12 protein-coding genes and 3 pseudogenes are annotated in these 13855 nt (G+C 26.6%); 4 read left to right on the forward strand and 11 right to left on the reverse strand.

Annotated elements, in window-relative coordinates; translation table 4 throughout:
* Nucleotides 1-107: 107 nt before the first annotated feature.
* The 11 genes and pseudogenes from ACZ91P_RS15005 to rnmV form a co-directional block, all read right to left on the reverse strand.
* A complete protein-coding gene (locus ACZ91P_RS15005) occupies nt 108-377 on the reverse strand; it encodes a hypothetical protein (RefSeq protein WP_465157129.1) in 270 nt (89 codons plus the stop codon).
* A 14-nt stretch (nt 378-391) separates the two neighbouring features.
* Entirely contained in the window at nt 392-2029 is a 1638-nt protein-coding gene (locus tag ACZ91P_RS15010; RefSeq protein ID WP_465157130.1) for a cation-translocating P-type ATPase, read from the reverse strand.
* A 118-nt stretch (nt 2030-2147) separates the two neighbouring features.
* Nucleotides 2148-2231 (reverse strand): annotated as a pseudogene (locus ACZ91P_RS15015) (P-type ATPase actuator domain-containing protein); the annotation flags it as partial.
* A 32-nt stretch (nt 2232-2263) separates the two neighbouring features.
* On the reverse strand, nt 2264-2626 hold the full coding sequence (locus ACZ91P_RS15020) for a cation-transporting P-type ATPase (RefSeq protein ID WP_338990734.1): 363 nt from the start codon (nt 2624-2626) through the stop codon (nt 2264-2266).
* A gap of 184 nt (nt 2627-2810) precedes the next feature.
* Nucleotides 2811-3535 (reverse strand): annotated as a pseudogene (gene budA / locus ACZ91P_RS15025) (acetolactate decarboxylase).
* Between the two features lie 105 nt (nt 3536-3640).
* Nucleotides 3641-4531: a class II fructose-1,6-bisphosphate aldolase gene (fba, locus tag ACZ91P_RS15030; protein WP_465157131.1), complete on the reverse strand. Its 891-nt coding sequence runs from the start codon at nt 4529-4531 to the stop codon at nt 3641-3643.
* A gap of 326 nt (nt 4532-4857) precedes the next feature.
* On the reverse strand, nt 4858-5688 hold the full coding sequence (gene mutM, locus ACZ91P_RS15035) for a DNA-formamidopyrimidine glycosylase (RefSeq protein ID WP_465157132.1): 831 nt from the start codon (nt 5686-5688) through the stop codon (nt 4858-4860).
* A 105-nt stretch (nt 5689-5793) separates the two neighbouring features.
* Nucleotides 5794-8403, reverse strand: coding sequence for a DNA polymerase I (gene polA, locus ACZ91P_RS15040; protein ID WP_465157134.1), 2610 nt, complete (start codon nt 8401-8403; stop codon nt 5794-5796).
* A gap of 207 nt (nt 8404-8610) precedes the next feature.
* Entirely contained in the window at nt 8611-9216 is a 606-nt protein-coding gene (locus tag ACZ91P_RS15045; protein ID WP_465157135.1) for a GHMP family kinase ATP-binding protein, read from the reverse strand.
* 2 nt (nt 9217-9218) lie between these two features.
* On the reverse strand, nt 9219-10067 hold the full coding sequence (gene rsmA, locus ACZ91P_RS15050) for a 16S rRNA (adenine(1518)-N(6)/adenine(1519)-N(6))-dimethyltransferase RsmA (RefSeq protein ID WP_465157136.1): 849 nt from the start codon (nt 10065-10067) through the stop codon (nt 9219-9221).
* Nucleotides 10067-10585 carry a ribonuclease M5 gene (gene rnmV / locus ACZ91P_RS15055; protein ID WP_465157137.1) on the reverse strand — a complete coding sequence of 173 codons (519 nt, stop codon included), beginning with the start codon at nt 10583-10585 and terminating at the stop codon, nt 10067-10069. Before rnmV ends, rsmA begins: the two co-directional genes overlap by 1 nt.
* 128 nt (nt 10586-10713) lie before the next feature.
* Between rnmV and mreB the strand changes: the two genes are divergently transcribed.
* The 4 genes and pseudogenes from mreB (at nt 10714) to ACZ91P_RS15075 (ending at nt 13495) form a co-directional block, all read left to right on the forward strand.
* Nucleotides 10714-11763 carry a rod shape-determining protein MreB gene (gene mreB / locus ACZ91P_RS15060; protein ID WP_465157138.1) on the forward strand — a complete coding sequence of 350 codons (1050 nt, stop codon included), beginning with the start codon at nt 10714-10716 and terminating at the stop codon, nt 11761-11763.
* 186 nt (nt 11764-11949) lie between these two features.
* A pseudogene (locus ACZ91P_RS15065) lies at nt 11950-12693 on the forward strand (rod shape-determining protein).
* Nucleotides 12694-12698: 5 nt separating this feature from the next.
* A complete protein-coding gene (locus ACZ91P_RS15070) occupies nt 12699-12986 on the forward strand; it encodes a rod shape-determining protein (RefSeq protein ID WP_465157139.1) in 288 nt (95 codons plus the stop codon).
* Between the two features lie 275 nt (nt 12987-13261).
* Nucleotides 13262-13495, forward strand: coding sequence for a hypothetical protein (locus ACZ91P_RS15075; protein WP_465157140.1), 234 nt, complete (start codon nt 13262-13264; stop codon nt 13493-13495).
* Nucleotides 13496-13855 lie beyond the last annotated feature (360 nt).

Below are 13855 nucleotides of genomic sequence, written 5' to 3' on the forward strand. Positions count from 1 at the left end.
CATCATATCTCAACAGCATTAGGAAGCACCATCATTCCTAATGATACTACAGTCATTTGTCAAGATAACAGTGGTTAAGTATCAAATTTATGTTCTTTGGTTGTTGTTTAAAAAAATAAGTTTAAACCCGGTGTATAAACCATCAAGAAATTTAATACCAAGGCAATTACTGAAGCACCTAATAAATAATAATTAGTCAGAGAAACATTATATTGTGTTTTAATTCGATAATTTAATAATTGAATTGCAAAAGCAAAAATTACTGGTGAACAAGCCATTACTAAGATTGTCGTAATTTTAGCATCTTCAATATTATGAAAGATATCTTTACCAATGAAAAATGTACCAATAACAGTAGCAGCTGTTACAAAAGCCAAATATAAAATTGTAACTAAACTATTGGTAAAAAAGTTTCTTTCTTACTTCGTGGTTTTTCTAGCATTAAGCCATCATCATTATTTCCTAAACCAATTGGAATTGACATTAATGTTTCAATGACTAAGTTAAACCATAAAATGGTAACAGAATCAAATGGTTTAATTTTAGTTGTAACTGAAATAATAATAAAAGCTAACACATTTGCTAATTGTGCAATACAAACAAAAGCAATAACCCGTTTAATTTTATGATACACATTCCGTCCTTCTTCAACACCACGAATAATTGTTGAAAAATTATCATCTTGTAAAATAATATTTGCAGCTTCTTTTGAAACATCTGTCCCTGTTATTCCTATTGCAACACCAATATCAGCTTTACTTAAACTTGGAGCATGATTAACCCCATCACCTGTCATTGAAACAACATAGTTCATTGATTGCAAACACTCAACAATCCTTGTTTTATGATCAGGATTAACTCTTGCAAAAACTGATACATCATGTAGTTTTTCTTGTAACTTTTGATTATTCATATTATCAATTTGATGTCCAGATAAAACATTGGCTTCTGAAACTGCTAGACATAATTCTTTAGCAATAGCTAAAGCAGTTGCTTTATGATCTCCAGTAATCATAATTACTCTAATTCCTGCTTCATGTGCTTTTCTAACTGCTTCAACCGCTTCTGGACGTGGTGGGTCAATCATACCAACAGAACCTAAAAAAATTAAATTAGTCTCAATTTCTTGTTGATCTTTTTGCTTAAAAGCAAAAGCTAAAACCCGTAATGCTTGACTTGATAAATCTAATGCTTCCTCTTGGATTTCTTCCTTCATTTTTTCAGTTAATGGAACAATTTCGTTATTTAAATAAATTCGATTACATTGCAGTAATAATTGGTCAAGAGCACCTTTTGTATAAACAAATTCTTGTTTATTAACATGATTAACAGTTGACATTAATTTTCGTCCAGAATCAAAGGGAACTTCTAAAACACGAAGATATTTTTCACGATATTCTACTTCACTAATTGTAAATCTTCTTGTAAAATCAATTAAAGCAATTTCAGTTGGATCACCAATTTGTTCATTTTTTTGGTTAATAGCATCATTATATAAGGTTAGACAATTAATAAAATGAAAAGTTGCCTTATTATTTTGGTTATAATTAAAATCATTTTCTTTAAGAATCTCATTATTGAAGATAATCTCTTTAACTGTCATTTTATTTTGAGTTAAAGTCCCTGTTTTATCTGAACAAATAACATTAACTGAACCTAATGTTTCAACCGCATCTAATTTTTTAACAATAAAATTAACTTTTGTCATTCGTTTTACTGATAATGATAAAATAACTGACACAATAATAATTAAGGACTCTGGGATAACAGCAATTGCAATTGTAACTGCTGTCATTAAATTAATTGGTCAACTATTTTCATCAGTTAATAAAAAGAAAACAAAAACAAAGATTGCTAATAAAACCGCAAAAATACTAACAATTTTTGTTAATTTTGTTAAGCGTAACTGTAATGGTGTCTTTTCTTTTTTTGTTTTAACAACCGCAGCAGCAATTTTTCCAATCTCACTATCAACAGCATTTGCAACAACAATCCCAACTGCTCGACCATTTGTGAAAAAAGTTGACATAAAAGCCATATTAGTCTGTTCTGCTAACACTAATTTTTCTTTTAAAATTATTTCACCATTTTTCAACAGGAACTGATTCACCAGTTAATGCAGCTTCGTCAATTAACAAATTATTTGCTTCTAAAATTCGAATATCAGCTGGAATATATTTCCCTGCTTCTAAAATAACAATATCACCTACAACTAATTCATCAACCGGAATTTAAAAAATTGCACCATCTCGTTTAACAATCGTTACTGGAATTGTCATTTTTTAAAAGAATCAAGGGATTTTCTTGCTCTAATTTGTTCAATTGTTTGAATGAAGGCATTTAATAAAACGATACATAAAATCACAATAAAATCTATCACATAAATTCGATTATTAACAACTTTTTCAATAATAACCGAAGTAATTCCTGCAATAATTAAAATAAGAGATAATGGATTTAATAATGAAACTAAAAAAATTAAAATTCAATGTTTGTTTTTAGGTTTTGGTAATTCATTTTTCCCATTTTTAACTAATCTTTCTTTGGCTTGTTTTGAAGATAATCCAACATTTAAATTGCTTTTAAATTCCTGTTCTAATTCTTTATCTGATTTACTAAATCACATTTTTTATAATGCCCTCGCTTTCTAAAATTTATTATTTATTATTTAAAAATTTAATTTCATAATTTTTACTTTACATATTAATTTTATAATATAAATCCTTAAATTATAAATTTATTTTAAAAATATAAATTTAAATAAAAAATCTTAAAATTCTTAATTAAGAACTTTAAGATTTAAGATAATTTTATTTTTTTGCATTTTCTGCTAATTCAATTTCCTTTTGTAATTCAAAAGCCATTAAATTTGTTTCTAAATATTCTTTATTTGTGGGTAATTCTAAGTTAATTTTTAAAAAATAGCATATTTCAATAGTACCTGAATATAATTGAAAATCAAAAACATGACCTCCAGTATTTTTTTCAGTATTAATAAAATGGCAATGGAAACCATTAATTCCCAATGTATTGGCAAAAGATGGAGTTCAAAAACCAACAATATCACCATTAATATTTTTAGCATTAAGAATTCCTTGTTGTTCTGATGCTTTTAATAAAGTTGAATATGGTTTTTCTTGCCATGAAACAGTTCTTGTTTTTATTTCCGAAAATAAACCATTAATTTTAATCCCATAAAATAAATTTAAACTTGGTAAATTATTTACAATAATTTGTTGAATTTCTTCATAACTAGTTAGTTTTGAAATATTAATTTTTTGATGTTCTTCAAAAATTCCATGACAGCAAATGTACTTGTCATACTTGCCGTAACTTCATTAACTGTTCCATCTGATTTTAATTGATACCCCACACCATCTAGTACAATTAATTCACCATCTAAATGGTCAAAAGTTCCTAATCCAAAATTACCTTTCTTTAATAACGTCCCAAGCTTAATCATACCGTCAAAATTACCAGCAGCTAAACTTGTTATTGTTGAAAATTGATAAACATTACTAAATTTTTGAATCATAACTAATAAAACTCCTTTTTCTAATAAACTTTTTGTTGAAATTGTTTATTAACATTATTTAAACATAAAGTTAAAGAAAAAAACATTTCATTCTTGAAATGTTTTTTATGCTTTACCTTTGCATCCAAACCATGATGTTAATTCATCAAATGTTGCTTTAATTGCTTCATATCCAGGTTTTAATAATTTTCGTGGGTCAAACCCTTTCCCATTTTCTGGTTTGTCTTTTCCCTCTTCAATATATTTTCTTGTTGCAGCAGCAAATGCAATTTGTAATTCAGTATTAACATTTATTTTACTAATTCCTAATGAAATTGCTTTTTTAACTTGTTCTTGTGGAATTCCACTACCACCATGTAAAACCATTCCAATTTTTGCAGCAGCTTGAATATCTTCTAAAGCTTGAAAATTTAAACCTGGTCATCCAGTTGGATAAGGACCATGAATATTTCCAATTCCTGCAGCAAGAAAATCAATTCCTGTTGCTACCATTTCCGCAGCTTCTTTTGGATCACCAATTTCACCAGCACCAACTACACCATCTTCTTCTCCACCAATTGTACCAATTTCAGCTTCAACTGATACACCATTTGTTTTTGCATATGCTACTACTTCTTTTGTATTTTTTAGATTTTCAGCAAATGGGTGGTGGCTACCATCATACATCACTGAGGAAAAACCAGCATCAATTGCCATTTTACAACTTTTTACTGATTGACCATGATCTAAATGTAATGCTACTGGAACAGTAATGTCTAATGAAACTAATAACGCATTAACCATCGCAACAACTAAATTATAACCTCCCATATATTTAATCGCTCCCTCTGAAGCTCCTAAAATAATTGGTGTTTTTATTGCTTGCGCAACTTCTAATAAAGATTTTGTTCACTCTAGGTTGTTAATATTAAAATGACCAACAGCATATTTATTTTGATGTGCTTTTTTAATTATTTCACTAGCATTAACTAATCTAGCATGATATTTTTCTCCCATAATTCTTTTCCCTTCTAATATAAAATATTACGATAATATTATAAACTTTTTATTTTAAAAAATAATATAAAACAAAGGAATTTATTAATATTTACCTAATTTACCAAAATTTACCCAAAAAAGAAAAAAAATATAATTTTTAGAATTCTTATCCACTTTTTAAAAAATCCCATGTTATAAGTAAAGTACTATATGGCAACATATAGTAAACAAACAGAGCTTATCATTACCTGATGGATGGGCCTCCTAAAAGGTAATATCCAAAGATAGGTATCCGTTAGTAAATAGTTTTTTCTAAAGGGCATTTCTAAACAAGGAATGCCTTTTTATTTTAATTTTTGACAATAATTACAAAAATAAGTTCCTCGTCCATTGACAAAAATTTTATCAATTAATTTATGGCAATTAACACATTCCATTTTATTACGCCCATGTACTTTTAATTGTTGCAAAAATTTACCATCCATTCCTGGTTCAGGATGATAAGCTGCAATGGTTGTTCCTGCTTCATCAATGGCTTTTTGTAAAACTAATTTTGTATTGTCAATAATATTTTGATAATCTTGATCAACTAAATTTTTTGTTCTTTCACCAGGATGAATTTTAGAAGCAAATAAAATTTCATTGGCATAAATATTCCCAATTCCAACAATAACATTTTGTTCCAATAATGTTGTTTTAATCGGCTGTGATTTATTTTGCCAACCATTTTTTAAATATGAAACTGTAATTTTTTCATCAAATGGTTCATATCCTAACTTATTCAATGGTGCTTGTTGTAAATAATCATTTTTATTATATAAATGCATTGTCCCAAATTTTCTTGTATCATAATAACGTAATTGAAATTGATGATCAAGTTCAAATAAAACCATAATATGTTGTCATTCACCAGGTTCATCTTTTAGTGTAAAATAATATTTGCCTTCCATACGTAAATGACTAATTAAAACATAATCATCCAATATAAATAGTAAATGTTTCCCCATTCGATCAATTCGATTAATTTTTTGTTTAACAATTTTTATAAATTCCTTTGAATCAAGAGGATATTTTATTATTTTATTTCAAAAAATTTGACAATCAGTAATTGTTTTTTCAACAACATGTTTTGTTAAAATACGACGGACCGTTTCAACTTCTGGTAATTCTGGCATATTGTTCCTTCTTTCTTAATTAATAATTTAATTTTATTTTTATATCTAATAAAAATCAAGATGCTAATAAGTAATTAAAATTATAAAAAATGATATGATTTAATCTTATTTTAAATCATATCAACTTAAACCAGTTTTCATATCAACTATTAACTTTACATCTAATTTAGTAGAATCTTCCATCAATGTTTTAACAATTTTTTGCACTTGAATTAATTCAATTTGTGGAATTTCAAAAATTAATTCATCATGAATTTGTGCAATAATTTTTGCTTTTAAATTTAATTTTAAAAATTTTTGGTCAATATTTTTTAAAGCAATTTTAATAATATCCGCTGCACTACCTTGAATTGGCATATTAATTGCAATCCGTTTTCCAAATTCACGTTGCATATAATTACGGTCATTAATTTCTGGGACATAACGTTTCCGATTAAAAATTGTTGTAACATAACCATTTTGTTTACAAAACTCAACTTGTTGATCAATAAAAGCCTTATTTGTTGGAAATTGTTGATAATAATTATTAATTATTGCTTTTGCTTTTGCAACAGAAATATTTAAATCAGTTGCTAAACCAAAATCACTAATTCCATAAATAATCCCAAAATTAACAGCTTTCGCACTACGACGAATATTCGGTGTAATCTCATTTTTTGATAAATTAAAAATTTTCATTGCAGTATTAGTATGAATATCTTCATTCTTATTAAAAGCAGCAATTAAATCTTGGTCTTTTGACATATGTGCTAAAATTCGTAATTCAATTTGTGAATAATCACAAGATAATAAAACATTATTTGGCGATGAAACAACAAAAATTTTTCGTACCTCTTTTTGAACATCATCACGAATACTAATATTTTGCATATTAGGTTCCACAGATGAAAGCCGACCAGTATTTGTTAAGGTTTGTTTATAAATTGTATGAACTTTCCCATCAGCAAAAATATATTTTTCGATCCCTTTTAAATAAGTTGAATATAATTTTTGATACTTTCGATAATCTAATATCTTAGGAATAATCACATGGTTATTTTTTATTTCTTCTAATGTTTCTTGTGCTGTTGACCCTTTTTTCCGATCAGGTAATGAAAGATTTTGAAATAATAATTCTGAAATTTGTTTTGGTGAATTAGGATTAATTTCTTTTTGCGCAATATCATTAATTTCGTTATTTAATTCTTGCACAATTTTTTCAATTCGTAAGGTTTGTGTTGTTAATTCATGTTGGTTAACTTTAACACCATTAATTTCCATTCGTGCTAATGCAAAAGCGGTTGGTAACTCAATCTTATAATATAAATCATATTGCTGATTAGCTTTTAATAACTCAATAATTTTTGGTCTTAATTTATGAATGTACGCTGCTTTTTCACCAATAAAATGACTTAATTTAATTACATCAGCAGGAATTTGTTTTTTAACCCCTTTGCCATAAAATAATTCATTAGTCAAAATTTGTTTTTTTTCAAATAAATTAATATAAGTATCTAAACTATTTTTTGCATTTGAATTATAAACATAACCAGCTAGCATCATATCATATTCAATATTTTGAACAAAAATATTATCACGAGCTAAAGCAAGAATTAAACTCTTTGCATGATAAGTTAACTTTTGATATTTAGTATCATTTAAAAATTGATGTCATAGTTTATCATGTTTTGCATGAATATAATCAAAATAAAAAACACCTTTCGAATTAACAATTCCAAACCCAATAATTTCTGCAGTATGATAATTTTCATCTAATAATTCTAAATAAACAGTAGTGTTATTTTCATTAAATTCGGAACGTCATTCTTCAATAATCTTTACTGTTATATTTGAATTTTGGGTACTATTATCTTGATTATTAAACAACTTTGTTACAAATGAATTCATATTATATTTTAAATAAAATTGCATTAATTTTTCTTGATTTGGTCAAAACTGAGTAAAAGTAAAATGTTCTAAATTAATATCACAAAAAATAGTAGCTATCTTTTTGCATAATAATGCACTTTCCTTATGATTTAATAAATTTTGTTGTAATGCACCCTTAATCTGCTCAATATTATCATATAAATTTTCAATTGAATGATATTCCTTAATTAATTTTATTGCTGTTTTTTCGCCAACCTTTGGAACACCCTTTAAATTATCGGAAGGATCACCCATTAGTCCTTTTAAATCAGGAACTTGTAATGGTGTAATTCCCCATTTTGTTCTTAAAGCTGTTTCATCAATAACATCAGCACTGTCGCCTTGACGTGACACTAAAATATTTGTTTTATTAGTAATTAATTGATATAAATCTTTATCACTTGAAAAAATATCAACATAAAAATCTTCTTTTTCAGCCAGCACTGCTAAACATCCTAATAAATCATCAGCTTCATATCCTTCTTGCTCTAAATATGGAATTTGATAACTATCTAAAAATTCTTTTACAATTGGAAATTGTACAATTAATTCATTTGGCGTTTTACTCCGACCATCTTTGTAGTTAACTAATAAATCATGACGAAAATTCTTTTTTCCTTTATCAAAAGCAACAACAACACTATAGTAGTTATTTGTTTTTAATATTTTATTCAACATATTGGCAAATGCATAAACAGCATTTGTTGGTGTTCCATCCAAACTTTTTAACATCTCGCCATTATACGCTGTGGCATAAAATGCTCTAAAAAGCAAAGAATTTCCATCAATTAACAATACTTTTTTCATTTTGCAATCTCCTCATTTATGTTCAATTATAGCCTAATTTAATTTTAAAATATACTTTAAAACTAAATTATCAAACCAAAAAAGCACTGCCACTACCAGAAAGCATTACATTTGAGTATTCTTGCTTTAGTGTAAGATAAATTTTTTTTAACTCTGGATTAATTTTAAAAGCGGGCTGTTGTAACATATTAAAATAAAGATTATTAATTATTTTTTTGTTTTATAGTATTGATAATTATTGTCAAATTCTTGATAAACCTCTTTTGTGATTGATGATATTTTTAAATCAATAATTTTAAGATTTGTGATTTTATATTTATTAATTTGATGCATTGTTAAATACTTAATTTTATGACCATAACAAGAGATTATTGCTGGTTTTTCTAAATAAAAAAATAAAGCATCGGAACTAAGACTTTGAATTAACTTTTTAATTTTCCAAGAATAATAATTAATATTAAAAAAATGACAGATAAGTTTAATCATTGCAACAGCATTACTAGCAGAATAACCAAGACCAGAACCAATAGTTGTATTTTTAATTAAATTAATATGAACTAGAGTTGATTTAAACTTAGGGAACATAACAACAAATTTATGATATGCTTCCAAAATAGTATTATTATTTGAATCTAGTTCTTTTTTATTACAAGTAAAAATTGTTTGTTTACCTTGATAAGGCAATAACTCAACAAAATCATATTCTTCCTTACAAGGAAAAATAATATTTTTAATATGGTGCATTTTTTTAAATTTATGTTTGTGAAAAACCTCTAAAGTTAAATTAAACTTACCATATGATCTAATTTTCATTTTTATAGTTCTCCCTTAGTTTGTTTAATTTCATTATATAAAAGATAAAAATCATTTAAACTTAAATTTTCTGAACGTAAATTTAATGCATAGTTTAATCTTACCAAAATATCTTCGGCTAAAATTTTATTGTTAATAATAATTGCTAAGTTATTTAAAATTGTTTTTCGCTTTGTTGCAAACATTATTGGAATAAATCTAATAAATTCTTCGTCATTTATTAATAAAGGATATTTTTTATTCAATTTAAATTTTAAAACAATACTATCAACTTTTGGTACTGGAACAAAATTATTACGACCAACTAAGGAAACTTTTTCAATGTCACTATAAAATTGACAAACAACAGAAAGACTACTATAATTTTTTGAATTTGGCTGAGCCATAATTCGTTCACCCACCTCTTTTTGCATCATTAAAATAATTTCTTTTACTTTTGGATTATTTATTTTTAATAATTTAAAAATAATTGGTGAAGTAATATAATAAGGAATATTGGAAATAATACTAATTGGATTATTATCTAAAAATTCTGTTAAAAATAATTTTTCTAAATCAATGGTTAAAATATCTGCCTGGATAACAGTTAAACCCTGATCTTTAAATTTTAATGTTAAATATTCTACTAAAGTTGAATCAATTTCAACACAAACAAGCTTGTTTGCTTTTAATAAAATAGAACTCGTCAAAGCACCCATTCCTGGACCAATTTCTAAAATATTTGTGTTTGGTAAATCAAATGCACTATCAACAATTAAATTAATAAAATGAGGATTTGTTAAAAAGTTTTGTCCCTTACTCTTTTTAGCTATTATTCCTTTGGCACGCATTTCTTGGTTTTGTTTCTTCATTATTTCTCCTTTAAAATATCAATTAAATCTTGTTTTTTAACATTCATATAATTTAGTCATTTAAATGTTGTTTTATTATTAGTTGGCATTAAGTTATAGTACTTAATAATTTTTTCGCGTTTTACTTTTGAATCAACTAAATTAATATAATCACTTCATTGTAAATTATCAACTGGCTGGTTTGAAAAACTAATTAAATTATTAATACTATTTTTAATTGCATCTTCAGATGCCTCAGCAATTCCAACTTTTTTTCCCTTGGTTGCATCATTCTTACTTATAAAAGCATGCAGGCAGTTGTTTTCTAAATAATCACTAATAATTTGACGTAATTTTTGTCCAGGATAATCAGGATCAGTAAAAATAATTACTTTATTATTTAAACTAATTTTTTTGATCAATGCTAATTTTTCTTTTGTAATCCCACTACCGTTAGTTTTAATTGTTTTAATATTAGGAAAAATACTTTTTAACTTTGTTGAATCTGTCTTACCTTCAACAATCAGAAATACTCCCATTTTAGCCTTCACTCCCCGATAAACACCTTTTTCATTTACTTATCCTGATTTTATAGTATAATTATACTATACTGTTATATTAAAATAATCATAAATTTTAAATATAGGAAAAGGAGGCAAAAAGAAATATGGCTAATTATAAATTTGGAAAAGACTACTCGTTTTTAGCACTAGACTTAGGGACAGCTAACACGGTAGCCTATGTATCAGGTCAGGGAATTGTTTATAACGAACCTTCGATGATGGCATATGACACTTTAAGTAACTCATTAATTGCCTTAGGAAATGAAGCATACAAAATGGTTGGAAAAACGCATGATCATATTAGAATGGTAACACCATTAGTAGACGGAGTTATCTCCGATATGGAAGCGGCTCAAGATTTGTTAAAACACATTTTTAGTAGATTAAAATTATCAGGAATTTGAAAAAATTCACTAGTAATATTGGCATGCCCAAGTGGAGTTACCGAATTAGAACGTGGTGCTTTAAAAGCTATTGCAAAAGATATGGGAGCAAGTCACGTTTTAGTAGAAGAAGAAGTTAAACTAGCAGCATTAGGAGCTGGCATTAATATTGGTCTAGCACAAGGAAATTTAGTAATTGATATTGGTGGAGGAACAACAGATATTGCAATTATTTCAGCTGGTGATATTGTAATTTCAAAATCAGTTAAAGTTGCAGGAAAACACTTAGATCAAGAAATTCAAAAATATATTCGTGCTGAATACAATGTGCTAGTCGGAATTAGAACGGCTGAACAAATTAAAAAAGAAATTGGTGCATTAGTTAAAATAATTAATGAAAAACCAGTTCGTGCCTTTGGTCGTGATATTATTACGGGATTACCACGAGAAGTATTAATTAAACCTGAAGAAATTAAAAACGTTTTATTAGCCCCTTTTTCAAGAATTACAGACTTATTAGTAGAAATATTAGAACAAACACCACCAGAATTAGCTGGTGATGTTATTAGAAATGGTATTACCATCTGTGGCGGAGGAGCTTTAATTCGTGGAATTGTAAAATATTTTGAATCAATTTTCCAATTAAAAGTAAAAGCTGCAAATGATCCATTAATGTCTGTAATTGATGGTGCTAAAACTTATGAAAAAAATTTAGGTGCTGTAATTGAAAGAATTCAATTACTTGATGCAAATGAATACAAAATTTCATAAAAAGTATATTTTAAAAATATACTTTTTTTCCAAAGAACTAATAACATAAAAAATAACTAAAATTTTTAAAAAAGAAACTTGAAATTATCATTTTTAATTGCAAATTATACCAGATTTTATATAATAAAGTTATTTGATATTGAATGTTTTTTAACGAAGCAATAAACGGAAGGAGACATTTTAAAGATGGTAATATCAGACGTATTGAAAAATACATTTAACATTTCGCCAAAAGCACCCCGGAAATTCATTGCTTTCTATTTAGGAACTACTAATTCGATTGCTTATGTTGCTGGGAGAGGCATTATTTTTAATGAAGCATCAGTAATGGCATATGAAATCGGAACTAAGAAACTAATAGCATTCATTATGTGATGATGCTAAAAAGTTAATGGCAAAACACACGATAAAATTGAAATTTACTCACCATTACGTAATGGAGCAGTTACGGATTTAACTATTGCAGAAGAATTTATTCAACAAATAGGAAAAAAAGCAAAAGTAACTGATTTATGAAAAAATGCTATTGTTTTAATTGCATGTCCCAAAAATGTTACAGACTTAGAAAAACAAGCAATAATCAAGATGTGCAAAAATATTGGTGCTGACTTTCTAAAAATTGAGGAAGATTCATTAATGGCTGCGTTAGGAGCGGGTGAAAATATTTTTGCACCAAAAGGAACTTTTATTTTAGACATTGGTGGTGGAAAATCAAGTTGTGCTATTATCTCAGTTGGTGGAATTGTTGAAAGTAAATCAATTAAAACTGCTGGGAATTATATTGATGAAGAAATCTTAAAATACATTGGTGTGAAGCATACTATTTCAATTGGTGTTGTTACTACTGAACAAATTAAAAAACAAATTGGTTCATTATATGCAAAACAAAAGAAAATAAAAAAATGATTATTTTCGGTCGTGATGTTGTAACAGGAATGCCAAAAGAAGCAAAAATTTTAGATTCAGAAATTAGGAAATTATTAATAAGTATTTTTTCATCAATTACACAATTAATAACCGAAGTTTTAGAAAAAACTCCAGCTGAGTTAGCTGGTAATGCTGTTGCTAATGGAATTTTAGTTACTGGAGGATGTGGTCAAATTGCCGGAATTAAAGAATTTCTATCAGATTATTTTCAAATTTCTGTTCGTGTAGCTAAAAACGCCGAAACATCTGTTTTTGATTGATGTATTGCTTATGAGAAAAAAATAGAACCGACTTAATTGAAGAAAACAAAAAAATAGATAAGTAGTTTAAAACTTATCTATTTTTTTATTATAATTTTTAGAAAAATGATAAAATTATAACAGCACTAACTTTTATAACTCCAGCAATTAATTCAGTTGTAAGTTGTTCAACAATTGATGTACGAATTCGCCAAGCTTTGGCAAATTAAACTTATACGTCAAAAACTGATCAACCAATTTTTGGAGCAGTTTTTAATTCTGACAAAACAATTAATGAACTATATTTCTCATATTGATTTATTCAACAAATTTTGACTTCGTCTGGTTACATTAATATTGATAAACCTTGAAATCAATTACTAAATAATAATAGCGGTATTGCCTGGCCTTATCCTAGTTCAACAAATATTGAAGAAATCTATAGTGATTGATTTAATTCAACTATTACCAGCATTGAAGAAGGCAAAATTAATATTTATGATTTAAAAACTTTCTTTATTTATATGACGATTTATAATCCAATTATAATTTTATCTGATACATAAATTTTAAAATATAAATATAAGCGTGAGCAATCAGCAATTGAAATTGAATATCGATATAAAACACCAACTGATATTAATACTTATATTACAACATTAGTTAAAAAATATTTAACTTTTTTAAAAAACAGTTGAAGTTAAATATTTAAAATTAACTAAATACTTTTTAACAATTGATAAAGCAAAGCAATGAATTGAAAATTTAGTTAATAGTTTAATTAGAATTTTAACAATTATGTCACCCACTTTTGTAATTCCTTTAAGCATTAATACAAACCGATACTAAACTTATGGGGGCGAGTAAAAAAGATACGGGTTTTTCCAAAAAGGGAAAATCCGTTTTTATTTGTTAAAAACAAGCTT

It is taken from the genome of Spiroplasma endosymbiont of Halictus nicosiae, assembly GCF_978018445.1.